Source organism: Acidovorax sp. 22279 (genome assembly GCF_052045435.1).
Lineage (GTDB): Bacteria > Pseudomonadota > Gammaproteobacteria > Burkholderiales > Burkholderiaceae_C > Acidovorax > Acidovorax delafieldii.
The window spans coordinates 37,583-62,842 of sequence record NZ_JBQEOV010000007.1; the positions used below are offsets into that span (position 1 = coordinate 37,583).

General features: G+C 66.5%; 23 protein-coding genes and 2 pseudogenes. 14 read left to right on the forward strand and 11 right to left on the reverse strand.

What is annotated here, in order from left to right; genetic code table 11:
- Positions 1-53: 53 nt before the first annotated feature.
- Entirely contained in the window at positions 54-1,316 is a 1,263-nt protein-coding gene (locus ACTJKQ_RS10765) for a patatin-like phospholipase family protein (protein ID WP_260668287.1), read from the forward strand.
- 23 nt (positions 1,317-1,339) lie between these two features.
- On the opposite strand, the gene ACTJKQ_RS10770 is transcribed toward ACTJKQ_RS10765, so the two are convergent.
- Complete coding sequence (locus ACTJKQ_RS10770; protein ID WP_440596820.1) at positions 1,340-2,155, reverse strand: hypothetical protein; 816 nt, start codon at positions 2,153-2,155, stop codon at positions 1,340-1,342.
- A 259-nt stretch (positions 2,156-2,414) separates the two neighbouring features.
- Here ACTJKQ_RS10770 and metG point away from each other — a divergent pair, with 259 nt between their 5' ends.
- The gene (gene metG, locus ACTJKQ_RS10775; RefSeq protein ID WP_440596821.1) at positions 2,415-4,514 is read left to right on the forward strand and encodes a methionine--tRNA ligase; all 2,100 of its coding nucleotides are present in this window, start codon (positions 2,415-2,417) and stop codon (positions 4,512-4,514) included.
- Between the two features lie 116 nt (positions 4,515-4,630).
- Here metG and ACTJKQ_RS10780 read toward each other — a convergent pair whose 3' ends face one another.
- The 3 genes from ACTJKQ_RS10780 to ACTJKQ_RS10790 all read right to left on the reverse strand — a co-directional run bounded on the left by ACTJKQ_RS10780 (position 4,631) and on the right by ACTJKQ_RS10790 (position 8,527).
- Positions 4,631-6,946 carry an FG-GAP repeat protein gene (locus ACTJKQ_RS10780; RefSeq protein ID WP_440596822.1) on the reverse strand — a complete coding sequence of 772 codons (2,316 nt, stop codon included), beginning with the start codon at positions 6,944-6,946 and terminating at the stop codon, positions 4,631-4,633.
- 272 nt (positions 6,947-7,218) lie between these two features.
- A complete protein-coding gene (locus ACTJKQ_RS10785; protein WP_056058586.1) occupies positions 7,219-7,860 on the reverse strand; it encodes a YitT family protein in 642 nt (213 codons plus the stop codon).
- Positions 7,861-8,014: 154 nt separating this feature from the next.
- Entirely contained in the window at positions 8,015-8,527 is a 513-nt protein-coding gene (locus ACTJKQ_RS10790) for a hypothetical protein (protein ID WP_056058583.1), read from the reverse strand.
- Between the two features lie 76 nt (positions 8,528-8,603).
- On the opposite strand from ACTJKQ_RS10790, the gene ACTJKQ_RS10795 reads away from it, so the two are divergent.
- The 10 genes and pseudogenes from ACTJKQ_RS10795 to ACTJKQ_RS10840 all read left to right on the forward strand — a co-directional run bounded on the left by ACTJKQ_RS10795 (position 8,604) and on the right by ACTJKQ_RS10840 (position 16,517).
- Positions 8,604-8,810, forward strand: a complete 207-nt coding sequence (locus ACTJKQ_RS10795; RefSeq protein WP_056058580.1) for a DUF3460 family protein — start codon at positions 8,604-8,606, stop codon at positions 8,808-8,810.
- 64 nt (positions 8,811-8,874) lie between these two features.
- Positions 8,875-9,738, forward strand: coding sequence for a segregation and condensation protein A (locus ACTJKQ_RS10800; protein WP_056058577.1), 864 nt, complete (start codon positions 8,875-8,877; stop codon positions 9,736-9,738).
- A gap of 65 nt (positions 9,739-9,803) precedes the next feature.
- Entirely contained in the window at positions 9,804-11,393 is a 1,590-nt protein-coding gene (gene nadB, locus ACTJKQ_RS10805) for an L-aspartate oxidase (RefSeq protein WP_440596823.1), read from the forward strand.
- Positions 11,390-12,025 carry a 7-carboxy-7-deazaguanine synthase gene (queE, locus tag ACTJKQ_RS10810; protein WP_440596824.1) on the forward strand — a complete coding sequence of 212 codons (636 nt, stop codon included), beginning with the start codon at positions 11,390-11,392 and terminating at the stop codon, positions 12,023-12,025. Before nadB ends, queE begins: the two co-directional genes overlap by 4 nt.
- Before the next feature lie 25 nt (positions 12,026-12,050).
- Positions 12,051-12,425 (forward strand): 6-carboxytetrahydropterin synthase, encoded by a 375-nt coding sequence (locus ACTJKQ_RS10815; protein WP_440596825.1) that lies wholly within the window; start codon positions 12,051-12,053, stop codon positions 12,423-12,425.
- A gap of 67 nt (positions 12,426-12,492) precedes the next feature.
- Positions 12,493-12,873, forward strand: coding sequence for an aspartate 1-decarboxylase (panD, locus tag ACTJKQ_RS10820; protein WP_440596826.1), 381 nt, complete (start codon positions 12,493-12,495; stop codon positions 12,871-12,873).
- Between the two features lie 2 nt (positions 12,874-12,875).
- A pseudogene (gene bioA, locus ACTJKQ_RS10825) lies at positions 12,876-14,193 on the forward strand (adenosylmethionine--8-amino-7-oxononanoate transaminase).
- Entirely contained in the window at positions 14,193-14,864 is a 672-nt protein-coding gene (gene bioD, locus ACTJKQ_RS10830; RefSeq protein ID WP_116747799.1) for a dethiobiotin synthase, read from the forward strand. The pseudogene bioA and the gene bioD overlap by 1 nt, the downstream one beginning before the upstream one ends.
- Positions 14,861-16,081, forward strand: a complete 1,221-nt coding sequence (bioF, locus tag ACTJKQ_RS10835; protein WP_116747800.1) for an 8-amino-7-oxononanoate synthase — start codon at positions 14,861-14,863, stop codon at positions 16,079-16,081. The genes bioD and bioF overlap by 4 nt, the downstream gene beginning before the upstream one ends.
- Positions 16,082-16,157: 76 nt before the next feature.
- The gene (locus tag ACTJKQ_RS10840) at positions 16,158-16,517 is read left to right on the forward strand and encodes a 5-carboxymethyl-2-hydroxymuconate Delta-isomerase (RefSeq protein WP_110960097.1); all 360 of its coding nucleotides are present in this window, start codon (positions 16,158-16,160) and stop codon (positions 16,515-16,517) included.
- Positions 16,518-16,538: 21 nt separating this feature from the next.
- Here ACTJKQ_RS10840 and ACTJKQ_RS10845 read toward each other — a convergent pair.
- The 6 genes and pseudogenes from ACTJKQ_RS10845 to nadC form a co-directional block, all read right to left on the reverse strand.
- Positions 16,539-16,825 (reverse strand): annotated as a pseudogene (locus tag ACTJKQ_RS10845) (SDR family oxidoreductase); the annotation flags it as partial.
- A 201-nt stretch (positions 16,826-17,026) separates the two neighbouring features.
- A complete protein-coding gene (locus ACTJKQ_RS10850; RefSeq protein ID WP_440596827.1) occupies positions 17,027-17,776 on the reverse strand; it encodes a hypothetical protein in 750 nt (249 codons plus the stop codon).
- A gap of 96 nt (positions 17,777-17,872) precedes the next feature.
- A complete protein-coding gene (locus ACTJKQ_RS10855) occupies positions 17,873-18,073 on the reverse strand; it encodes a hypothetical protein (protein ID WP_440596828.1) in 201 nt (66 codons plus the stop codon).
- Between the two features lie 439 nt (positions 18,074-18,512).
- On the reverse strand, positions 18,513-20,345 hold the full coding sequence (locus tag ACTJKQ_RS10860) for a chorismate-binding protein (protein WP_440596829.1): 1,833 nt from the start codon (positions 20,343-20,345) through the stop codon (positions 18,513-18,515).
- A 75-nt stretch (positions 20,346-20,420) separates the two neighbouring features.
- A complete protein-coding gene (gene nadA, locus ACTJKQ_RS10865; RefSeq protein ID WP_440596830.1) occupies positions 20,421-21,551 on the reverse strand; it encodes a quinolinate synthase NadA in 1,131 nt (376 codons plus the stop codon).
- On the reverse strand, positions 21,548-22,399 hold the full coding sequence (nadC, locus tag ACTJKQ_RS10870) for a carboxylating nicotinate-nucleotide diphosphorylase (RefSeq protein ID WP_440596831.1): 852 nt from the start codon (positions 22,397-22,399) through the stop codon (positions 21,548-21,550). The genes nadA and nadC overlap by 4 nt, the downstream gene beginning before the upstream one ends.
- A gap of 166 nt (positions 22,400-22,565) precedes the next feature.
- Between nadC and panB the strand changes: the two genes are divergently transcribed.
- Together panB and panC are read left to right on the forward strand one after the other, a co-directional pair.
- Positions 22,566-23,447, forward strand: a complete 882-nt coding sequence (gene panB, locus ACTJKQ_RS10875) for a 3-methyl-2-oxobutanoate hydroxymethyltransferase (RefSeq protein ID WP_440596832.1) — start codon at positions 22,566-22,568, stop codon at positions 23,445-23,447.
- A gap of 36 nt (positions 23,448-23,483) precedes the next feature.
- Positions 23,484-24,323 carry a pantoate--beta-alanine ligase gene (panC, locus tag ACTJKQ_RS10880; RefSeq protein ID WP_440596833.1) on the forward strand — a complete coding sequence of 280 codons (840 nt, stop codon included), beginning with the start codon at positions 23,484-23,486 and terminating at the stop codon, positions 24,321-24,323.
- A 70-nt stretch (positions 24,324-24,393) separates the two neighbouring features.
- Here panC and ACTJKQ_RS10885 read toward each other — a convergent pair whose 3' ends face one another.
- Entirely contained in the window at positions 24,394-25,116 is a 723-nt protein-coding gene (locus tag ACTJKQ_RS10885) for an alpha/beta fold hydrolase (protein WP_440596834.1), read from the reverse strand.
- Positions 25,117-25,260 lie beyond the last annotated feature (144 nt).

Sequence of the window (25,260 nt, forward strand, 5' to 3'; positions counted from 1 at the left end):
AGCTGCGCCCGGGCGCCCCTCCACACTGGGAGCCTTACACAGCCCCACCGTCCATGCCCCCCACAACCTCTACCGCAGCCCCTGGCAACGTTCCCGCCACACCCGCCACGGGCCTGCTGCTGACCGGCGGCGGTGCCCGCGCTGCCTACCAGGTGGGCGTGCTGGAAGCCATTGCCGACCTGCGCCAGGCCTGTGGCGAAGGCGGCGGCCCCAACCCCTTTCCCATCATCACCGGCACCTCGGCGGGGGCCATCAACGCAGCCGCCCTGGCCTGCGGAGCCGACCACTTTGACCGTGCGGTACGCCGCATTGCACGCGTGTGGCGGCAGTTCCATGCCAGCCAGGTGTATGGCGCCGACTCGCTCAGCGTGATGCGCAGCGGCGCGCGCTGGCTCACGCTGGTGTCGCTGGGCTGGGCGCTGGCGCGCTGGCGGCGCATGCGGCCCAAGTCGCTGCTGGACAACACCCCGCTCGAAAAACTGCTGGTCAAGATGGTGCCGCTGGTGCGCCTGCCCCGGCTGATCCGCAAAGGGCATCTCACAGCGCTTGCCGTCACAGCGTCGAGCTACAGCTCGGGCGAACACGTCACCTTTTTTGAAGCCGCCGCACCCGTCAAGCCCTGGGTGCGCTCGCAGCGCAAAGCGGCCAGCGACCGCATCACGCACGAGCATCTGCTGGCATCCTCGGCCATTCCGTTCATCTTTCCGGCCAAGGGCATCGAGGTGGATGACCACGTCGAATATTTCGGCGACGGCTCCATGCGCCAGTCGGCGCCCATTGCTCCGGCCATTCACCTGGGGGCCGAGCGCATCCTGGTGATCGGCGCGGGCCGCATGCACGAGCCCAAGGGAGATGCCGCTGCCAACCCCACGGCCACCTACCCCACGCTGGCGCAGATTGCGGGGCATGCGCTGTCCAACATCTTTCTGGATGCGCTGGCCGTGGATGTGGAGCGCGTGCAGCGCATCAACCAGACCCTGTCCCTCATCCCCGAAGAAAAGCGCCTGCACAGCGCACTGCGCCCCATCGAGCTGCTGGTGATTGCGCCATCCCAGCGCCTGGATGCCGTGGCTGCGCGCCACGTGGGCGACCTGCCCACGCCCGTGCGCACCATGCTGGGCGCCCTGGGCGTCACGTCCAACATGGCCGATGTGCGCGGCGCGGCGCTGGCCAGCTACCTGCTGTTCGAGTCCGGCTACACGCAGGAGCTGATGGCCCTGGGCCGGACCGACACCCTGGCCATGCGGGCCGAGGTGTGCCAATTTTTTGGATGGACGGATACCGGTGCCGAGGTGCAGATGCGGCACCACACCTGAGAGGTGCCCGCCGAAGCAACCGCTTACCGGCGGCGAAACCTGCTCGCCCCGCGCCACACGGCCGCCAGCGCCAGCAACGCCGCCAGGACTCCAACACCCTCACCCGACAGTCCGGGCACCGGAGAGGGCGCAGAGGGTGGAGCCGTCACCCGAAACACTTTCAGTTCATCAATGCTGGCAGGGCTGCGGCTATAAAACGCAATACGCTGGAATGCTGGTGACAAACCGGCATAAGACGCCGAGGGAGCTGGCGGATTCAAGTAATCGAATCCCGACAAGCTGGACAGCACCCACATTTGGGTCAGATTGGCTGTGTAGTCAATGCGCAGCACCACGGCGCTGAGGGTATTGAGCGCCACTGCGCTGCACGCGCCGGCCACTGGCTGCAAAGTGTTGTCAAGAATGGCATATACGGGGCTGCCACATGCACCGTTGTTGCCCACTGCACCCGTAGTTACACCTGCATTGATGAAACGAAGGTTCGGCGTGCCGCCGCCAGACTGGGTGCCAAACTGCGAGACGAACTGCACGAAAAGAACACCGGAGTTTTGCAACGGCAAGTCTCGCGCAGCATCATTCAGCTGCGACCCGGCCCGGTACACCACCTTACCCCCTGCGCCTGCCAAACCCGGCACCGACAGCCCCACAGAGTTCGTAAAAAAATCGGTGAACGAAATACTGTCAGAAACCCAGGCTCCAGTCCATCCAGTGCCCCCGTTTTGCCCTACCAGCGATATGTTGTTGGCGTAGGAAAAAGAATCCTCGGCGACGGTGGTAATGACGGGCGCCGCAAGCGACGGCACAGCGCTGAATGACAAGCTCAACAGCCACGTGTACAACGACTTTCGCAAACTCACTCGCGAGACGACCCAACCAGCACACGGACACGACATGTTGAAGACCTGAAAAACCGCAAAGACTGCGCAAGAGTTGGGGAAAGACGCCGCTGGATTTTTCCAGGGCCAGGGGGCGACTCGCGTGCCGCTTGAAATTTTGCCATTGGCGGGGTGGTATCCGTCGCTTGCCCCAAAGCCTCACGCGGCCAGACATACCACAACCCCCTAAAATCGCGGGTTCCGCCTGAGAAAGCCGCATCCCATGACGACCTCCGCCCGCAAACTCTTCGTTACCACCGCCCTGCCGTATGCCAACGGCAACTTCCACATCGGCCACATCATGGAATACATCCAGGCCGACATCTGGGTGCGGTTCCAGCGCATGCAGGGCAACGCGGTCAACTTTGTGGGTGCCGACGACACCCACGGCGCGCCCATCATGATCGCCGCCGAAAAGGCCGGCAAGACGCCCCAGCAGTTCGTGGCCGACATCGCTGCCGGCCGCAAGCAGTACCTGGACGGCTTTCACATCAGTTTTGACAACTGGCACAGCACCGACGCGCCCGAAAACCACGAGCTGGCCCGACAGATCTACCGCGACCTGCGCGACCGCGCCGACGGTGGTCTGATCGAGGTGCGCACCATCGAGCAGTTCTTCGACCCCGAGAAGAACATGTTCCTGCCCGACCGCTACATCAAGGGCGAATGCCCCAAGTGCCACGCCAAGGACCAGTATGGCGACAACTGCGAAGTGTGCGGCACGGTGTACGCCCCCACCGACCTGATCAACCCCTTCTCAGCCCTGTCGGGTGCCAAGCCCGAGCTGAAGAATTCAGAGCACTTCTTCTTCAAGCTGTCGGACCCACGCTGCGTGGAGTTCCTGGAGAACTGGACGCAGGATGGCAAGCTCCAGCCCGAGGTGGCCAACAAGATCAAGGAATGGTTCACCGTCCGCACCAACCCCGACGGCACCACCAGTGAAGGCCTGGGCGACTGGGACATCAGCCGCGACGCGCCCTACTTCGGCATCGAGATCCCCGACGCGCCCGGCAAATACTTCTACGTGTGGCTGGATGCCCCCGTGGGCTACCTCGCGTCACTGAAGAACCTGCTGGAAAAGCGTGGCGAAAGCTACGACGCCTACATGGCCGACCCAGCCATGGAGCAGTACCACTTCATTGGCAAGGACATCGTCACCTTCCACACGCTGTTCTGGCCCGCCATGCTGCACTTCAGCGGCCGCAAGACGCCCAACAACGTGTTCGTGCACGGCTTTTTGACCGTGAACAACGGCGAGAAGATGAGCAAGAGCCGGGGCACGGGCCTGGACCCGCTCAAGTACTTGAGCCTGAACATGAATGCCGAATGGCTGCGTTACTACCTGGCCGCCAAGCTATCGGCCCGCAATGAAGACATCGACTTCAATGCGGAAGACTTCATGCTGCGGGTGAACAGCGACTTGATCGGCAAGTACGTGAACATTGCCAGCCGCGCGGCGGGCTTCTTGACCAAGCGCTTTGACGGCAAGCTGACCGACCAATTTGGCACCACGGGCACAGCCCTGCTGGCCGAGGTGCGCGGCGCCAGTGACGCCATCGCGCAGATGTACGAAACGCGGGAATACAGCAAGGCCACGCGCGAGATCATGCTGCTGGCCGACAAGGTCAACGCCTATGTGGACCAGAACAAGCCCTGGGATCTGGCCAAGGACGCTGCCAACAACGAGGCCCTGCACCAGGTGTGCTCGGTGCTCGTCAACGCCTTTGCCGCGCTCACCCGCTACCTGGCACCTGTGCTCCCGGGCCTGGCCCAGGCCGTGCAAGGCTTTGTGGGCGTAAACATGCAGCAGTGGAACGTGGCGGGCGACGTGCAAGCCATCCAGCCCTACCAGCACCTGATGCAGCGCGTGACCCCCGAACAGCTTGAAGCACTGTTTGAGGCCCCAGCGCAAGCAGAACAAGCGCCAGCAGCTACTGAAACCGTAGCAGCCAACTCCCATCCTGGTGGCGAAGAACTCGCCCCCACCATCACCATCGACGACTTCACCAAGATCGACCTGCGCATTGCGCTGATCGTGAACTGTGAGCCGGTCGAAGGCTCCACCAAGCTGCTGCGCCTGACGCTGGACGTGGGCGAAGGCCGCATGCGCAACGTGTTCAGCGGCATTGCCAGCGCCTACAAGCCCGAAGACCTGGTGGGCAAGCACACCGTGATGGTGGCCAACCTCGCCCCGCGCAAGATGAAGTTTGGCGTGAGCGAAGGCATGGTGCTGGCCGCCAGCCATGGTGACGAAAAGGCCAACCCCGGCATCTACGTGCTCAACCCCTGGCCGGGCGCCACGCCAGGCATGCGGGTGCGGTAAGGCGTGCAACGCTCATAGACAAAGCAACCGACAAGGATACCGAGGGGTGCTGAGCCCCTCGCCATCCGCCGATAGAGGAAGGGGCGGCATGTTGACTGCCTCCCATCATCCAGTTTTCAGTACAGGTACACCGCGCCCGCGTTGGTGCTGCTTTCGTCGGCCTGGTTGCCCCCAACGCCAGTCGATCCACTGTCTTCAGTGGATGCCCCCACGGCCAGGGTAGTGCCGTCACCCGATATCGCCACACGGCCACCAAACCGGTCCCCAGCGCCCGTATTGGGTGCCTTCAGGTAGGCTTGCTGCGCCCAGGCGCCCGCGCTGCGGCGAAACACCAGCACAGCGCCCGCATCCGCAGCGGCGGTGTTAGCCTGGTCGCCATTGAATCCGCGCGCATTGCTGTCGTCCCGGTACGACGGCACCACCAGCGTGTTGCCGTCGCTGGACATGGCCAAGTTGTTGCCAAACCGGTGGGGGGTACGGGTGTTGGAAGCTTTCAAGTACGCCTGCGACTGCCAGACGCCACCTGCGCGAATGAACACAAACACCGCGCCAGAGTTGAGTGCCAGGGTGTTGCGCGGTGGCGGCACGACGAAGGTGCCTGTGTAGTTGCTGCTGTCTCCATCCATGCCAACCGCCAGCGTGTTGCCGTCGCCTGACAGGATGACCGACACACCGAAGCGGTCCTGCGCTTGGGGACTGGGGGCCTTCAGATAGGCCTGCTGCGACCATGCCCCTGCATTGCGCTGGAACACGTAAGCCGCACCGGCATTGGTCAAGGTGTCATCCGCGGGATCACTTGCCAAAGCGCTGCGCTCAAAGAACGCGCCCACCGCCAGGGTGTCGCCCGCGCCAGACAGGCTGAGGTAGATGCCGAAGAAATCTCCCGCGCCTGCGTTGGAGGCCTTGAGGTAACTTTGCTGTGCCCAGCTGGTGCCCGTGCGGGCAAAGACGTAGGCAGCCCCGGACGCAGCATAGGCTGCATTGCCGTGTGTTCCAGTCAGGTCACCATCCTCGTTGTAGGCCCCCACAGCCAGGGTGTTGCCGTCGTTCGAGAGGGCTACGAATGAACCGAAAAGATCGTCGGCATCCGCGTTGTTCGCCTTGATGAAGGCCTGCTGCGACCAGGCTGCACCTGTGCGGGAATAGACATAGACGGCGCCGGAGTTGCTGGCCAGGTTGTTGGTGGCGGGCATCGTCGCAAACGTGCCCTTCTGGTCGCTGCTCTCGCCGTCCGCGCCGATGGCCAGCGTGTTGCCGTCGGCAGACAGCGCCACGGCATTGCCAAAATAATCGTTGGCCTCGCCGTTGGGGGCGGCAATGCGCGCATGCTGCGACCACGTGGCGCCACTCTTCGTGAAGACGTACACCGCTCCGGTGTTGCCACCCTCGCCATAGGCCCCCACGGCCAAGGTGGTGCCGTTGCTGGACAAGGCCACACGGTTGCCAAAGCGGCCTTCGACGGTGGTCGCCGACGCCTTGAAGTACCCAATGGCACGCACCAAGTCGGCCGCTACAGACGTCGACGGGGCGCTGCACCCACCCGCATTGCAGGCCTGCACGGTGTAGGTGGCATTCAGCCGCAGGTGCAGCAGCACCGGTACTGCATAGGTCAGCCCTGTGGTGGCGGTGGACCCGATCTGCACGGGTGTCAGCGGGCCTGCGCCATCCGGGTCCTCGTACACCGTGTAGCTGGTTGCACCCGGCGCCGAAGTCCACGAAAAGATCAGCGCCTTCGTCCCGTAGCCAATGCCCAGGCCACCCGGCGCCGGAGGAGCTGGCGGCGGTGGGGGCGGTGGCGGAGGCGGCGTATAGATCGTGCTGCAAAGCACCCTCACCTGGGTGACCGGCGCCACAGCGACTCCGGTGCCAGCTTCGACCGTACAGGCCTGATCCACAGGCTGCGCATACACCGTGACCGCATAGGCGCTGCCGTGAGAAACCGGCGATGCAAACCGGAAAGCGCCGTTCTCAGTCAACAGCAAATCTGCAGCGCCGTTCAGCCGCAGCCTCAGCCCCCCCGCCAGGCCCGTAATGGTCCCACCCACGGCGTAGGTGTTGGTGGTGCAGGTCACCAGGATGTTGGTGACCGGGCCCGTCACCACGCCCGAGCCGTTTTCCACCACGCAGGTCTGCCCCACCGGCTGGGTGCGCACAACAATGTTGTAAGCCTGCCCCTGCGCAACATTGGTGACGTAACTGCCGCTGGCCGTGATGCTCACTTCCGCACCCGTTCCGTTGGCGAGTACCAGCGTTCCCGTCAGCCCCGTCACCGTGCCCCCCACCGGATGCTGCACCGCGGAGGGCGGTGGTGGGGGAGGCGGTGGCTCGGCAGAGTCCCCACCACCGCCTCCGCAAGCTGCCAGGACGCCTGCCATGACCAGAGGCAACGCCCATGCCGCACCGGCAAGCCTCACACGCAGGGCCTCAGCCATGGCAGAAAAATTTCGATACATCAAGGGTTCTCCGGGTCTGTGAACTGCATGGACACTTCAACCCCTCGGGAGGCACGAACAGGTCCGGCTCCCTCGTGCGCGTGCAGGCGGGGTGCCTGGAACTCTATGGCGGGAGAACGCGCAAGCGCACCCCCCTGAAGCAGGGTTGACGCAGAGAATGGAATGGCCCCATAGCGTTTGGCGGGACTCAGAACCCCGGGGTCGCGCTCAACCGACGGGACTGTCAGCCACCGCGCTGGCGGCTGTCTCGCTCAATGGCCCACGTAGCGCCCTGGCCGGTGGCTGATCCACAAAAACCCGCTCATCACCAGCACCGCCAGCACCGAATACGCCACACGGTCTACCGGCACCACCCACAGTGCGAGCAGCACGACGGTGCCATCGATCATCATCTGCACCTTGCCCGCACGCATGCCGTAGCGGCCTTGCAGGTACAGCGACACCACGGTGGCCCCGCCCAGGCTGGAGCGGTGGCGTGCCAGGAACAGGCAGCCCGTGCCCAGCAGCAGCCCGCCCAGCAACGAGGCGAACAGCGGGTTCAGGTAGTCCACATGCATCACGTGCGGGAACAGCTCGGTCAGCAGCGACAGCAGGCCCACGCAGACAAAGGTCTTGATCGTGAACTCGCGCCCCATGCGCGTCCAGGCAAACCAGTAGAACGGCAGGTTGACCACAAAGAACAGCTTGCCGAACGAGATGCCGGTGACGTAGTGCAGCAAGAACGCCGCGCCCGCCGTGCCGCCCACCAGCAGCCCCGCCTGGTTGAACAGCATGAGCGCCATGGCCACAAACAGGGTGCCCGCAAACAGGGCCTGGGCGTCTTCAAAGGTGCCATGGCGCAGGGCGGATAGCGGCGGTGCGGCGTCGTGGGCGGGGGGCTGGGTATCGGGCATGGGCGTTCAGCGTTGGGGTGCGTGGCAAAGGCGCGGGGGCTTTCCGCCGGTGGAGTGCTGGGCACTTGGGGACAGCCCGGCGCGCGTCCAGCGTTCAGTCTGCAAGATGAGAAGCAAGCAACGCGCCAGTGTGCGCAGGTGCGCGCAGGCGCCGCTACTTGCCGCCCTTGAACTCGGGCGCGTCCGTGTCCGCACCCGTCTGCGTGCGCAGCACAAACTGGTCGGGCCCATAGACCACCGTGAAGACCTTGGACTGGTTGGGAGCCTCCAGGTAGCGCCAGTCGGCCCAGGTCTCCTTTTTCAGCTCGTAGGGCGTGACCTTGGCGGGCTTGCCCAGCAGGCGGCGCACCTCGTCCATGCGCATGCCGGGCGACACACGCGCAAAGGTCTCGGGCGTAAGCACCTGGCGCAGCGCGGTCATGCGGCCGTCGGGGCCGATGGTGATCATGTAGTTGACCTGGCCGGCAGGCTGGCGGTTGTACTCGAAGGTGCGCGCGCCACCGGGCTCGTCCCACACGTTCTCGGGGGCGCCGAAGCGGTCTCGCACGTCGGCTTCGGTCGAAACGCCCTCCTTGAGTTCGCTGATGCGTTGCGGGTCGCAGGCGGCAAGCACCAGCAGGGAAAGGGTGGCGGCCGCCAGGGCAGCGGAGCGATATATCAAGCGCATAAATTCGTCCCGGTAAAATCTTGGACCTTCGGTGCATCACTGTGCCTGACGCGTTCCAAGAAAGAGTTCACAGTCCATGTCTATTTTCCGCCGCCCCGACTACCAATCCGACGCCACCCAGTTCATCAACCAGCTCAAGGCGAGCCGTCCCGAACTGGACCAGCAGCAACAAGCCGGCCGTGCCCTGCTGTGGGACAAGCAGGTGGACCGCAAGATCTGGGGCGAGTACCGCGACGCCCAGGTGGCCCAGAAGCCCTACGTGTACCAGACCAACGCCGATTGAGCATCTTTTGAGCCGCAAGCGCAGGTATTTATTGCGCTGATAGCTCCTGACTCAATAGCAAACCATGACCACCGCGAACGCAGCCGAAGCGGCAGACTCCCCCGGCGCGCCCTCGCTGGACGCGGCGGGCATGCCCGTGGTGGTGGACCAGGTGGCCTTGGCCCGCCTGTACGGCGAACCGCTGTTTGCGCTGCCGCAGGACCTGTACATCCCGCCCGACGCGCTCGAAGTCTTCCTCGAAGCCTTTGAAGGCCCGCTGGATTTGCTGCTGTACCTGATCCGCAAGCAGAATTTCAACATCCTCGACATCCCCATGGTGGGGGTGACCAAGCAGTACCTGGCGTATGTGGACGAGATCCGCAGCCGCAACCTGGAACTGGCGGCCGAGTATTTGCTGATGGCCGCCATGCTGATCGAGATCAAGTCACGCATGCTGCTGCCGCCCAAGAAGCAGGCAGAAGGCGAAGAACCCGAAGACCCACGCGCCGAGCTGGTGCGCCGCCTGCTCGAATACGAGCAGATGAAGATGGCTGCCGCCCGCCTGGGGCAGATGCCGCAATATGGCCGCGACTTCCTCAAAGCCCAGGTCTACATCGAGCAAAGCCTGCAGCCGCGTTTTCCCGACGTGCATGTGGTGGAGCTGCAGGAGGCCTGGCGCGACATCCTGAAGCGCGCCAAGCTGGTACAGCACCACCGGATCACGCGCGAGGAACTGAGCGTGCGCGAATACATGAGCATGGTGCTCAAGACCCTGCAGGGCCGCCGTTTTGTGGAGTTTGAAGAACTCTTCGAGCCCGAAAAAGGCAGCACCGTGCTGGTGGTGACCTTCATTGCGCTGCTGGAGCTGGCCAAAGAGACGCTGATCGAGATCACGCAGGCCGAAGCGTTTGCGCCCATCTACGTGCGCCTGGCCTACACGCCGGCCTAGGGCCGCCTTCCACTGTTCACCGCCCTGGCCGGTGGCCGTGGCACTACCCCCTTCACACGCAAGCCATGGCATCCCACGACTTCGACGTTCTCATCGTAGGCAGCGGCCTCGCCGGCCTCTCGGCCGCCCTGCACCTGGCGCCCACGCACCGCGTGGCCGTCATCACCAAGCGCACGCTGCAAGATGGATCGAGCGGCTGGGCCCAGGGCGGCATTGCCGCAGTGCTGGCCGACGACGACAGCTTTGCCGCGCACATCGAAGACACGCTGGTGGCCGGCGCAGGCCTGTGCGACTTGGCCACCACACGCTTTGTGGTGGAAAACGCACCCGCATCAATCGCCTGGCTGCGCCAGCTGGGCGTGCCCTTCACGCTCGAAGGCGACCAGTTGCACCTCACGCGCGAAGGCGGCCACAGCGCGCGCCGCATTGCCCACGTGACCGACGCCACCGGCGCGGCCGTGCAGCGCACGCTGATCGACGTGGTGCGCGCCACGCCCGGCATCACGCTGTTCGAGCAGCACACGCTGGTGGACCTGATCACCACGCGCAAGCTGGGCTTGCCGGGTAACCGCTGCCTGGGGCTGTATGCGCTGGACAGCGACACCGACGAGGTCGTCACCTTCCGCGCACCGCAGACCATTCTGGCCACGGGCGGCGCAGGCAAGGTGTACCTGTACACCACAAACCCCGACACCGCCACGGGCGACGGCATTGCCGCAGCCTGGCGCGCGGGCTGCCGCGTGGCGAACATGGAATTCATCCAGTTCCACCCCACGGGCCTGTACCACCCGCACGAAAAATCCTTCCTCATCAGCGAGGCGGTGCGCGGTGAAGGTGGACAACTCAAGCTGCCCCCCTCTGCCGGCGGCACGCGCTTCATGCTCGACCACGACCCACGCGCCGAACTGGCCCCGCGCGACGTGGTGGCCCGCGCCATCGACTTCGAGATGAAGAAACACGGCCTCGATTGTGTGCACCTCGACATCTCGCACCAGAGCCCCGCGTTTTTGCAGGAACATTTCCCCAACATCCTGGCCCACTGCGCGTCGCTGGGCATCGACATCACGAAGGAGCCGATCCCCGTGGTGCCCACCGCCCACTTCACCTGTGGCGGCGTGCTGACCGACCTGGCGGGCCGCACTGACCTGCCCGGCCTGTACGCCGTGGGCGAAGTGGCCTGCACCGGCCTGCACGGCGCCAACCGCCTGGCCAGCAACTCGCTGCTCGAATGCATGGTGTTTGCACGCGCCGCCGCGCAGGCCATCGCCGCAGCGCCGACCACAGAACTGCCCACCGTGCCCGCCTGGGACGACAGCCGCGTGACCGATGCGGATGAATCCGTCGTCATCTCCCACAACTGGGACGAGCTGCGCCGCTTCATGTGGGACTATGTGGGCATCGTGCGCACCAACAAGCGGCTGGAGCGCGCCGCGCACCGCATTGCGATGCTGCAGGGCGAGATCCAGGAGTTCTACGCACACTTCCACGTCACGCGCGACCTGCTGGAGCTGCGCAACCTGGTGCAGGTGGCCGACCTCATCGTGAAAAGCGCCCAGCTGCGCCGCGAAAGCCGGGGCCTACATTTCAGCCGCGACTACCCCGAGGTGGCAGCGCCTGCCGCCCCCACCATCCTTGTTCCGCCGGTGCCGCGATGACCTACAGCGTCAAAGAAATTTTCTACACCCTGCAAGGCGAAGGCGGCCAGGCGGGCACGCCCGCCGTGTTCTGCCGCTTTGCAGGCTGCAACCTCTGGACGGGCCGCGAGCAAGACCGTGCGCAGGCCATCTGCCAATTCTGCGACACCGACTTTGTGGGCACGGACGGCACACTGGGCGGCAAATTCGAGACGGCCACCGCACTGGCCGAATTGATCGCCGCCCAATGGCCTGCGGGCGCGGGCCACCGCCTGGTGGTGCTGACGGGTGGCGAGCCCTTGCTGCAGGTGGATGCGGCGCTGATCGACGCGCTGCACGCCCAGCAGTTCCGCATTGCCGTCGAGAGCAACGGCACCGTGGCCGCTCCCGAAGGCATCGACTGGTTGTGCATCAGCCCCAAGGCGGGTGCACCGTGGGTGCAGCGCAGCGGGCAGGAGCTGAAACTCGTCTGGCCCCAGCCCGGCTTTGACCTGTTGGCGCTGGAGCAGGACACGCAGTTCACCCTCCGCTTTCTGCAGCCCATGGACGGCCTGCTGCAGCGCCAGAACACTGCCGCCTGCATTGACGCCTGCCTGGCCCACCCTGCATGGCGATTGAGCCTGCAAACCCACAAGCTCACCGGCATCCGGTGACGCGGTTTTCTTTTCTGGTTCCCGTATGTTGTTCACCATCTCCCAGCGCTTTTTCTTCGACGCCGCCCACACCCTGCGCCGCGAGATCGAGGCCGAAGGCAGCCGTCGCGTACACGGCCACACCTACCACGCCGAAGTGTTCCTGACCGGCCTGCGCGACCCTGCCACCGGCATGGTGCTGGACCTGGGCCTGCTGCGCCAGGGCCTGGCCGTGGTGCGCGAGCAGCTGGACCACCACATGCTCGACGAAGTGCCCGGCCTGGGCACACCCACGCTGGAGAACCTGTGCCTGTTCATCGCCCAGGCACTGCCCGCCGACCTGCTCGCCAGCCTGAGCCGCGTGCGCGTGTGGCGCGAGGCACTGGGCGACAGCTGCGCGCTGGACTTTCCACAGCCCTGACCGGCCATGGCCCTGCCACCGGCAGGCCACCCCCCAAAAGTTCACAGACTTCACCCAAGGAAGCCCGATGTTCCGCACCCTGCTCAAATCCAAGATCCACCGCGTGGCCGTGACCCAGTGCGAGCTGCACTACGAAGGCTCCTGCGCCATCGACGAAGACCTGCTGGACGCCGCCAACATCGCAGAGAACGAGCAGATCCACATCTGGAACATCAACAACGGCGAGCGCTTTGTCACCTACGCCATCAGGGGCCAGCGCGGCAGCGGCATGATCTCGGTGAACGGCTCAGCCGCACGCCGTGCTGCAGTGGACGATCTCATCATCATTGCGGCCTTCGCCCAGGTGCACGAAGACCAGGTGGCCGCGCACCAGCCGCAACTGGTGTTTGTGGACGACCACAACCGCCAGACGGAACTGCACCACGCAGTGCCCACGCAGGCCCTGTAACGATGGCGCCGAACCATGACGCTCTGGTGGCCCGCAGCCTGGCTGCCGTCTGGCACCCGTGCACCCAGATGAAGCGGCACGAGGCCCAGCCGCCCGTGGCGATTGCCCGCGCGCAGGGCCCGTGGCTCTACGGCACCAATGGCCAGCGTTATCTGGACGGCATCAGCTCCTGGTGGGTCAACCTGTTCGGCCACAGCCACCCACACATCCAGGCCGCGCTGGTGGACCAGCTTGGCCAGCTGGACCATGTGATGCTGGCGGGCTTCACTCACGCGCCCGTGGTGGAGCTGTCCGAGCGACTGGCCGCCCTCACCGGCCTGGGCCATGCGTTCTACGGCAGCGACGGCGCAGCCGCCACCGAGATCGCCCTGAAGATGAGCGCACACTACTGGCGCAACACCGGTCGCCCCGCCAAGAGCCGCTTTGTGGGTCTGGCCGGTGGCTACCACGGCGAAACCGTGGGCGCGCTGGCCGTGACCGACATTGCGATCTTTCGCGAAGCCTATGCCCCGCTGGTGCGCCTGGCCGACACCGTGCCCAGCCCTGACGCACGCGGTGCGGCACCGGGGGAGACCGCACAGGACGTGGCCCGACGTGCCGCTGCGGCGCTGGNTGCAGGAGCACCACGCCACCACCGCCGCGCTGATCGTGGAGCCCCTGGTGCAATGCGCAGCGGGCATGGCGATGCACGACCCCGAATACCTGCGCCTGGCGCGTGCGCTGTGCAGCCGCTACGAAGTGCACTTGGTGGTAGACGAAATCGCCGTGGGCTTTGGCCGCACGGGCACCATGTTCGCCCACCAGCAGGCCGGAATCCGGCCGGATTTCATTTGCCTGTCCAAAGGCCTCACGGGCGGCACACTGCCGCTGTCGGCCGTGCTCACCACCGATGCGGTGTACGCCGCGTTCTACGACGACGATGTGGCGCGGGGCTTTCTGCATTCGCACTCCTACACCGGCAACCCGCTGGCCTGCCGCGCGGCGCTGGCCACGCTGGAGTTGTTTGAACAGTTGGATGCGCTGAAAACCAACCAGACGCTGGCGCAGCGCATCGATGCGGCGTGCGCACCCTTGGCACAGCACCCGCGTGTGCGGCATGCACGCCGCATCGGAATGATCTGGGCCTGGGATGTGAACACCCCGCTGCCCGACTTTGCGCGCCGCTACCACCAGCACGCCATGGCACGCGGATTGGTACTGCGACCCATTGGCAAAACGCTGTACGCCATGCCGCCCTATGCACTCGACGACGAGGCCGTGCAGAGCCTCGCCAGCGGCGCGCTTGATGCGCTGAACGCCACCCTGCAGGAGGAAAGTTGATGATGGGATGTTTTGTGACCGGCACCGACACCGGTGTCGGCAAGACGCTGGTGTCCGCCGGACTGCTACACGCTCTGGCGCGCCACCACCGCCGCGTGGTGGGCATGAAGCCCGTGGCGGCTGGCCTGGTGCCCTGGGGGGACGACTGGGCCAGTGAAGACGCGATTGCGCTGCGCTCGGCCTCTACCCTGGCCGTGCCGCCAGCGCTGGACAACCCCGTGCTGCTGCCCGACCCGCTCTCGCCCCACATCGCCGCAGCGCGGGCGGGTGTGCAGATCGACATCGCTGCCATCGTCGCCAGCTACCAAACGCTGGCCGCACAGGCCGACGCCGTGGTGGTGGAGGGGGCAGGCGGTTTTCATGTGCCGCTCACCGATACGCTGACTGGCGCAGACCTTGCCCAGGCCTTGGCCTTGCCGGTGGTGCTGGTGGTGGGTTTGCGGCTGGGCTGCCTGAACCATGCGTTGCTGACCGCCGAGGCCATCCGTGCGCGGGGCCTCACGCTGGCGGGCTGGGTGGCCAACCGGGTGGACCCCGACATGGAGGCGGTGGAGGACAACATTGCCTACCTGCGTACCCGGCTGGGTGCACCGCTGCTGGCCGATGTGCCGCACCAGGAGCTACCCGAACCCGGCAGCCTGGTGTTTGATTTGCCCAAGGACTGGCGATGACAAGCGCCACGGCACCACAAACGTCGTGGCTCGACGAGATCCCCGCGCGCCTGGCCGACATCGAGCGCGCGCACCTGCTGCGCCGCCGCCGCGTGGTGGTGCCCGCCGAGGGTGCCCGCCTGTTGGTGGACGGCCAGCCCATGCTGGCCTTTTGCAGCAACGACTACCTGGGCTTGGCCAGCCACCCAGCGCTGGCCGAGGCTGCCCGCGACGCCACGCACACCTTTGGCGTGGGCTCCGGCGGCTCGCCCCTGGTGAGCGGGCACAGCGCCGCCAACGATGCGCTCGAGCACGACCTGGCCGCCTTCGTGCAACTGCCCCGTGCGCTGTACTTCTACGCGGGCTATGCCACCAACACCGGCATCATCCCCGCGCTGGTGGGTGACGGCGATGCGCTGTTCTCCGATGCACTCAACCACGCCTGCCTGATCGACGGTGCCCGCCTGTCGCGCGCCACCATCCACCGCTATCCCCACGCCGACCTGGCAGCGCTGGAAGCGCAGCTTGCCGCCAGCCCCGCAAGGCGCAAACTGGTGATCAGCGACGCGGTGTTCAGCATGGACGGCGATCTCATCGACATCCCAGCCCTGCTCGCGCTGTGTGAGCGCTACGACGCACTGTTGTTGCTGGACGATGCCCACGGCTTTGGCGTGCTGGGCCCCCAAGGGCGCGGCAGCCTGGCACGGGCGGGGCTGACGGGCCCCCACGCCTCGCGCCGCGTGCTGTACATGGCCACGCTGGGCAAGGCAGCGGGCGTGGCGGGCGCTTTTGTGGCCGGCGATGCAGCCCTCATCGAATGGCTGCTGCAAAAAACGCGCACCTACATCTTTGCCACCGCCGCGCCACCGCTGCTGGCGAGCGCACTGCGCCAAAGCCTGCAGCTCATGGAGGAAGCCGACGACCGGCGCGCGCACCTGGACGGACTCATCGCGCAACTGCGCCAAGGCCTGTCCACGCTGCCAGCATCGCTGGGCTGGCACCTGCTGCCGTCGCACACCCCCGTGCAGGCCCTGATCATCGGCAGCAACGAAGCGGCGCTGGCGGTGATGGAAGGCCTGCGCGCCAAAGGACTGTGGGTGCCTGCCATCCGCCCGCCCACCGTGCCAGCGGGCACGGCGCGGCTGCGCATTGCACTGTCCGCCGCGCACACCACCGACGATGTGGCGCAACTGCTGGCCGCGCTGCATGCGCTGGCGACACCGTTGGTGAGTCGCTGACAAGCCGCAGTACCATGCACAGCCCAGGCGCCCTGCCAGTGCAGGCCCTCCCCTATCCTTCCAGCGAGACGATTCCATGCCCCACCTGACCATCGAATACTCGGCCAACCTGCCCCACTACCCCGAAGCCGAAACGTTGACGGCCCTGAACGCCGCCCTGTGCGCACATCCCCAGGTGCAGGACGAGGCCGACCTGAAGACGCGCTTCATCGTGGCCGATAGCTTCGAGATCGGCATCGCGCCCGCCAACCGCGCCTTTGTGCACGCACAGCTGCGCCTGCTGTCAGGCCGCACGCCCGAGGCCAAGAAGGAGCTGTCCGACCTCATTGCCGCGGTGCTGCGCGAGCGCACCCCCAAGCCACAGGGCGTGATGGTGCAATTGAGCGTGGAGATCGTCGATATGGACCGGGGCTCGTACGCCAAAGAGCGGCTCTGACGCTGCGCTCCTGCCCCCGTCTCAGGCCCCGTCGCCTGCGTTGCCGGTGATGGGCTGCACGATGCCCGTGATGTAGCTGGAGCAACACGGGGCCGCCAGGAACACGTCGGCGGGCGAGATCTCCTCGGGTTGCGCCGGGCGGTCCAGACGCGTGGTGACGCCAACCTTTTCCAACTCCTCGGCCGGGCGGTCCGCCGGGATCAGCGGTGTCCACACTGGCCCTAGCGCCACCGCTCTCACGCGGATTCCCCGGTCGGCCAGTTGTGCGCCAGCACCTGGGTAAAGGCATGGATCGCGCCCTCAGTGGCCGGGAGCGAAGGGGACGGATGCGGTCATGGGGGAATGTCTTTCTGCCGACAGGGGCTCTATAGGTCAACCGGAGCCAAAAAAGGGGCGCCTGGGCTTCAAGGCCAGTGCGCCCACGGTGGTACGGACGGCGAGTTCAACGACCGGGCCGGGCCAGGCCAGTACACACTGCCCCGGTCCGGCCGCGTCAGTCGCAGCAACGGTCAGCTGGCATCCTTGGACTTGCCGGTGTTGCCCTGGTTGCCGCCAGACGCAGTGCTGGATGCGCTCTGGGAGCCCGCGCCTTTCTGGTTCTGCTGGCCGGGCTGCTGCTGACCCGAACTGCCGCTGGTGCGGCTGGAGCGCCACTGGCTGAAGTCATCCGAGAACTTCTGGTAGCGCTCCTTGCGCCAGCTGTCGTAGTCGTCATCCAGCATGCGCAGTTGCTCGTCGCGCCACTGCTGGTAGTCGGGATCGCGGTGGCCCCGGCTCTGCTGGGCGGGCGGTGCATTGCGGGTGAAGCCATAGACGTTGCCATAGCCAACCTGGCCGCGTGCATCGTCGCGATAGGGCGAGGCAAAGCGCCCTTCGTCATCGCGAAAACCCTGACTCTCGTACGGGGCGCCCCAGGCCTGGTGCTGACGGCCGGGGCCGTTGTCATAGCCCGAGCGGCCCTGAGGCCCATACGCGCCAAAACCTTCGCGCCCCGAGCGCGGGTAGCCCTGCGATTCGCCGCGGCTGCGGTTCAGGCCGTACTGGCCATAACGTTCGTGGCCATAGCGTTCTTGCTCATAGCGGTCGCTGCGGTCATTGCGGTTCTCGAACTCCTGGCGGTAACCGCCAGGGCTGCTGCCGCGATGGTCTTCGCTGCCGTAGCCCTGGTGGTCACCGCGCTCGGTAAAGCGCATGTCGTCGGCATCGCGGCCCATGCCATGGCGGGAAAAGTTGCTGTCGTCGCTGTCTCTGTAGCCCATGGTGTTCTCCTTGCGGTCAATGGGAATATCAAAAGTTGAAAGTGAATAGGAATGGAAGGGTGCGGCTGGCCACATGCTGTTGTGGCCCGCCCGGTCTCAGGGCTGGCTCTTGTGCGAATCGCGGCTGCCTTGCTGCTTCTGGTCGCGGCCCTGCGCGTGTGTGTCGGCGTCGTTGCGGGCACCTTGCTGGCGGTGGGTGGTGCCGCCCGTGCTCTGCTCGGCCTGCTGCTGCCCGGCGGGCGACTGGCGCTGAGACGAAGGGGTGTTGGGCTGGTTCTGCGGGTTGTTTTGAGACATGGTGGCTCCTGTCGAAGTGGTTGAACAAAGGTGGCACACAAAGCCTTCAAAGGCGTCTTGTGTGGGTTCATGTTCGAGGGGCACCGCAGCGCTTTTTGTAGGCCGTGTCCTATAGGCCTGTGGGCCAGGTGCGATGCGGTGTAAGCAAGCGCACAGCAGGTAGCGGGATGCAAAAGGGGGCATTTGCCAGACCGCAGCAACCGGCCTTGCCAGGCCGGTGCGGTCAGGCTGGGTGGGCGCCATGCACGCGCCTACAGCCCGGGCAAGCAGCGTCACATCCTGATGCACAGGATGCGCGTTGGAACGCTCGGCCCGCTGCCTGAACGACCACCGAAGGCAACACACCCATGGCCTGATCCATTGCGCTGAACGGCTCCTGCGGCGGCCGCCAAACACCTGGGGCGGCACGCCAACAGGGAGGTTGCGGGAAAAGGGTTGGCTACGCGTCCAGCGTGGCGTCCAGCCAGCCGCGCAGGCTGTTGATGAACGCCCAGCCTTGCACGCGGGGGATGTCGGCCACGCGCAGCACGGCCTCCACCACGTGGCCGTCCTGCAGTGCCACGGCGCGGCCCACGCCGGGCAGCAGGCCGCAGGACAGGGGCGGCGTCACCCAGCGCCCATCGACGAGCGCGGCGATGTTGCCGAAGGTACCTTCGGTGATCTCGCCCGCCTCGTTCCACAGCACCGTGTCGAACACGCCGGGGGTAGTGGGTGCAAACGGCGCGTAGTGCGCGCGCCGCGTGGTCTTGTAGCGCACAAACTCGCTGTGCGCGGCCGCAAAGGGGCGCGGCGCCAGTTGCAGGCGCACGGGCACCGCCGTGGTCTGCAGCGCAAAGGCCTCGGCGCGGGCGCTGCCATCCGCCGCCAGCAGCAGGCGCACCCGCCAGTCGCCATCGCGGTGTTGCAGGGCGGCAATCTGCAGCTCCTGGCGCACCGCATGTGCGTTGAACACAAAGCCGAAATGCGCGGCCGCCTCGCCCATGCGGCGCACATGCTGGTCGGCGTGCACGAATTTGCCGTGGTGCAGGCCCAGGGTTTCGAGCACCTCGAACGGAGCGCTGGCCCGCTCGACAAAGGCGCGCTTGTGGTGCCACTCGGCCCATTCGGCGCCCGCCTCGGCACCCGAGGTGATGCCGCTGCCAATGCCGCAGGTGGCTTTGGCAACGCCGGCGGAGGCCTCCGCACCCGCACCCGTACACACGCCACGCAGCACCACGGTGCGGATGGGCACATTGAACGTGGCCGCCACCGGGTGCAGGCCGTCCGGCCCCGCCGCCCCGCCAGGCCGCACCACACCCACCGCGCCGCAATACACGCCGCGCGGCGCGGGCTCCAGCGCGCGGATCATCTGCATGGCGCGCACCTTGGGCGCCCCCGTGACGGAGCCACAAGGGAACAGCGCCGCGAACACATCCGTCAGCGTGGTGCCGGGCCGCGTGCGCGCCGTCACGTCCGAGGTCATCTGCCACACCGTGGGCAAGGCCTGCGTGGCAAACAGCGCAGGCACCTGCACGCTGTGCGGCAGCGCAATGCGCGACATGTCGTTGCGCAGCAGGTCCACGATCATCACGTTCTCGGCACGCTCCTTGGGCGCCGTGCGCAGGTGCTCGGCCTGCTGCGCGTCCTGCTCGGGGGTGGCGCCACGCGGGGCCGTGCCCTTCATCGGGCGGGCCAGCAGGGTGCCGCCTTCCGGCGCGTCCAGCCAGTCAAAAAACAGCTCGGGCGACACCGACAGCACCTGCTCGTCACCCGCCTGCAGGTAGGCGGCATAGCCCCCGGGCTGCGCGCGCAACAGTGCAGCAAACAGGGCCTGCGGCGAGCCCTGCAGCGTGCCGCGAAAGGGCGCGGTGTAGTTGACCTGGTACAGCTCGCCCGCCGCAATCGCCTGCTGGATCTGCGCCAGTGCGGCGTCAAAGGCCTCGCGCTCGGGGCTGTCGTCCCACACCACCTGCGCTGGGGTTGCCGCTGCGGCCGCATCCGCCGCGTCGTCGGTCCCGGGCTGGGGCGCGTCGTACACGGCGAACCAGGCCAGCGGGCCGTCGGCCGCATGGGTCTGCAATGCGGCATCGAAGGCCGGGGCGGCCTCGTAGCGCACATGGCCCACGCACCAGCGTCCTTGCTGTGCGGCGGCAAACACGGCGTCGAGCACACCGCGCACCTCGTGCAGTGCCTGGGCCACCAGCACCTCGCGCGGGACCTCGAAACGGTGGCGCAGGCGCGCGGCGCCTGCGCTCAGCGGCTGGGTGAAGTCAATGTGGCAACTAGAAGTCAAAGCAGGCGGAGGCGCTAGTGGATCATGCGCCTGTAGCTATCAAAACATGAGCAAACATCAACACGTCGTGCGCACTCAGGCAGCGCCCAGGTGGGGCAACAGTGCGCCGGTGGGCTGACCGTTCTTGAGCGCCGCCGTGAAGGCCAGCATGCGGTCAATCGGCTGGCGCGCACGCGGGATGAGTGCAGAGTCCACGTGCACAGCGTTCGCACCGGTCTCCAGCACGCGGGCCACATCGGCCAGGCCGTTCATCGCCATCCAGGGGCAGTGCGCGCAGCTCTTGCAGGTGGCGCTGTTGCCCGCCGTGGGGGCTTCGTAAAACATCTTGCCGGGGTTGAGCGTGCGCAGCTTGTGCATCATGCCGTTGTCGGTGGCCACGATGAACTCGGTGGCGTCCATCTCGCGCGCGGCCTTGAGGATGGCGCTGGTGGAGCCCACGGCGTCGGCCAGGGCCACCACGTCGGCGGGGCTCTCGGGGTGGACCAGCACCTTGGCATGCGGGTGCTGCTGCTTGAGCAGCTCCAGCTCCAGCGCCTTGAACTCGTCATGCACGATGCAGGCACCGTTCCAGAACACCATGTCGGCGCCCGTCTCACGCTGGATGTAGGCGCCCAGGTGGCGGTCGGGCGCCCACAGGATCTTCTGGCCTGCGGCCTTGAGCGCGCTCACGATGTCGAGCGCACAGCTCGATGTGACCAGCCAGTCCGCACGCGCCTTCACGGCCGCGCTGGTGTTGGCGTAGACCACCACGGTGCGGTCGGGGTGCTGGTCGCAGAACGCGCTGAATTCGTCGATGGGGCAGCCCAGGTCCAGCGAGCAGGTGGCGTCCAGGTCGGGCATGAGCACGGTCTTTTCCGGGCTCAGGATCTTGGCCGTCTCGCCCATGAACCGCACGCCACTCACCACCAGGGTCTGCGCCGCGTGGTCGCGGCCAAAGCGGGCCATCTCCAGCGAATCGCTCACCAGGCCGCCGGTTTCCTCGGCCAGGTCTTGCAGGTCCGGGTGCACGTAGTAGTGCGAGACCATGACCGCGTTCTTTTCCTTGAGCAGGCGCCGGATCTTGTCCTTGAGCGCGACACGCTCAGCCTGGGTGGGCTCGGGCGGCACGCGGGCCCAGGCGTGTTTGGTGGAGCAGACGGCGCCTTCCTCGGTATCGAGCGGCTGCTCGTACTCCACGTCGATGCGGTTCAGTACAGCGGTGGTCATGACAGCTCCTGCAGGCGCATCGAAAAGTCCGTGGCCTTCACGTCCTTGGTCAGCGTGCCGATGGAGATGCGGTCCACGCCGGTCTCGGCCAGTTCGCGCAGACCATCGAGCGTGACGCCGCCGGAAATTTCGAGGATGGCGCGGCCGGCATTGATGCGCACGGCCTCGCGCAGTTGGGCCAAGGGCATGTTGTCCAGCAGCACCATCCTGGCGCCCGCATCCAAGGCCTCGGTCAGTTGCTCCAGGGTTTCGACTTCGATCTCGATGAACTTTGCCTGTGACGCCACCTTGTCGGCGGCGCGCAGCACCGCCGTCACGCCTCCCGCAGCGGCAATGTGGTTCTCTTTGATCAGCACCGCATCGTGCAGGCCAATGCGGTGGTTGGTGCCGCCGCCCACGCGCACGGCGTATTTCTGCGCCAGGCGCAGGCCGGGAATGGTCTTGCGCGTATCCACGATCTGGGCGCGGGTGCCGGCCACCACATCCACATAGGTACGGGTTTTGGTGGCCACCGCCGACAGCAGTTGCAGGAAGTTGAGTGCCGTGCGCTCGGCGCTCAGCAGCGCGCGGGCATTGCCTTCAATCTCCAGCACCACCTGGTCGGGCGCGCAGCGCTGGCCCTCGGCCACATGCCAGGTGATCTGCACCGTGGGGTCGAGTGCGCGCAGCGCGGCATCGGCCCAGGGGGCGCCGCAGATCACGGCAGCTTCGCGCGCCAGGATGCGCGCGCGGGCGCGGCGGGCGGGGTCGATCAGGCCGGCGGTGAGGTCGCCGGTGCCCACGTCTTCGGCCAGGGCGCGGGCCACATCGGCCTGGGCCAGGGCCTTCACTTCGTCGTTGTCTCTCATGGTGCTTTTCGCGGGGGGTAACGCTGCTGTCATGGGCCGCGAGCATACCGGGAACGCAAAGGCCACTGCGCCGACACGGGCCGCTGACCTGGGGGCCGGAAACCAATAAGTACACCCAGTATTGGTCGCATAGACTCGCGGCAATTTTTTGGCCTCACCACGCTACATGACCGCCACCAGCCCTGTTTCTGCCACGCCCTACGGCACGCTGCCGCCCGCATCACCCCTGCCCCAGCGCAAGCCCGTGAGCCTGCCGCGCCTGGCGCAGATGCGTGCCGCAGGCGAGAAGATCACCATGCTCACCGCCTACGACGCCACCTTTGCGGCCATGGCCGATGCGGCGGGGGTGGAATGCATCCTGGTGGGCGACTCGCTGGGCATGGTGTGTCAGGGCCTGCCCAGCACGGTGGGTGTGCTGCTCGACACCATGGCCTACCACACGGCCAGCGTGGCGCGGGGCCTGCACCGCGTGCAGGGCACGGCCTGGCTCGTGGCCGACCTGCCCTATGGCACCTACGCCGAAAGCCGCGAGCAGGCGCTGCGCAGCGCCTGCTTGCTGATGCAGGCGGGTGCACACATGGTCAAGCTCGAAGGCGGCGGCTGGACGGCGCCCACGGTGGAGTTTTTGGTGCAGCGCGGCGTGCCGGTGTGCGCCCACCTGGGCCTCACGCCGCAAACGGTGCACGCGCTAGGTGGCTACCGCGTGCAGGGCAAAACCGACGACGCGGCCCGCACGCTGCGCAAGGAGGCCCATGAGCTGCAGGACGCAGGCGCCGCCATGCTGGTGCTGGAGATGGTGCCCGCCGCGCTGGCCGCCGACATCACGGCCGAGCTGCCGCACTGCCACACCATCGGCATCGGCGCGGGCAACGGCACGGCCGGCCAGGTGCTGGTGTTGCACGACATGCTGGGCATGAACCTCGGGAAGATGCCGAAGTTCGTCCACAACTTCATGCAGGACGCGGGCAGCGTGCGCGGCGCCATGGAGGCGTATGTGCAGTCCGTGAAGCAAGGCCGTTTCCCGGACAACGCTGTGCACGCCTGGTGAGCCCTTTTCCTCTCTCCTTCTGACCCCTCCGACCCCATGCTGATTGCCCGCTCCGTTGCCGACCTGCGCCAGGCCCTGGCCCCCTACCGCCGCCCTGCGTTTGTGCCCACCATGGGCAACCTGCATGAGGGGCACATTGCCCTGGTGCGCCAGGCCAAGCCTCTGGGCGATGTGACCGTGGCCAGCATCTTCGTGAACCGCCTGCAGTTTCTGCCGCACGAGGACTTTGACAGCTACCCGCGCACCTGGGAGGCCGACTGCGCCCAGTTGCAGGCCGCCGGTTGCGATGTGCTGTTTGCCCCGCGCGAGACGGACCTGTACCCCGAGCCCCAGACCTTCAAGGTGCACCCTGACCCGGTGCTGGCCGACATGCTGGAAGGGCACTTTCGCCCCGGCTTTTTTGTGGGCGTGAGCACGGTGGTGATGAAGCTGTTTGCCAGCGTGCTGGGCCAGACCGGCGGCACGGCCGTGTTTGGCAAGAAGGACTACCAGCAGCTCATGGTGATCCGCCACATGGTGCGGCAGTTTGCGCTGCCCATTGACGTCGTGGCGGGCGAAACCTGCCGCGCAGCGGACGGGCTGGCGCTGAGCTCGCGCAATGGCTACCTGGGACTGGAAGAACGGCAGGAGGCCGTGGCCCTGTCGCAGGCCCTGAAGCGACTGGCGCAGCAGTGGCTGGACGCCAGCGACCGCAGCACGCTGGAGGCCCAGGCGCAAGATGCCTTGCGCGCGCGGGGCTGGGCGCCCGACTACCTCACGGTGCGCCGCCGTGCCGACCTGCTGCCCGCCACGGCCGCCGATGCCGCGGGCACGCTGGTGGCGCTGGGTGCAGCGCGGCTGGGCAGCACGCGGCTGATTGACAACCTGGAGTTCTGATTAGCTACTATTTTCATAGCTTCTCAGGCAAATTCCACTGGCGCTTGCAGCCAAAAACTCTTCAATTTATTCAAATCCACCCGTTGCGGGCCAGCCACTGCACCAGCAAGCGGGTCACCACCTCGGGCTGCTCCATGGTCAGCATGTGGCCGCTGTCGGGCAGCAGGTGGTGTTCGGCGCCGGGCACCAGCGCCGCAATCTCTGCCGAGCATTCCGGCGGCGTGAGCTGGTCGGCCGCGCCACACACCACCAGCACGGGGCAGGCCACCTGCGGCAGATGCACCCGCGCATCGGGCCGATGGATCACGGCGCGGTTCTGGCGCACCAGGTGGTCGGGGCCCGCATCCAGCACAAAGTCCAGGTAGGCCTGCACCAGGTCCGCTTTGGCGGCGTTCACGGGGTGGAAGGCCAGGGCCACGTTGGGCTCGATGACTTCGCGCATGCGGCCCTGTTCAAACAGCGCGATGGCGCCTTCGCGCAGGGCGCGCATGTCGGGCGTCTCGGGCCGCGCGGTGGTACCCAGCAGCGCCAGCCCTGCCACACGCTGCGGCGCCTGGCGCGCGGCCTCCATGGCGATCATGCCGCCCATCGACGCACCCGCCAGCACCAGCGGCCCCGCGTGCTGTGCCAGCAGGCGTGCGGCAAAGTCTTCGATGCGGTGCAGGTTCACATCCTGGTGGGCGGTGGCGACCTCGGGGCGCAGCGCGGCGGGCAGCAGCGGCAGCACGCCGCGCCACATGCGTTCATCGGCCGCGAGGCCGGGCAGGAGCAGAAGTTGGGGGGAATGGGACATGGGTGAATCAGGGCATCACCAAGTTGGTGCGCGATAAGCTAAAGAGAGACAGCCCCAGCAGCGGGGCACGGACCGCACATTGTGAACAGCCGATGACCGCTTGTCACCGCCCCCGGAATAGTTGCCCGCGATGGCTCGGGACTT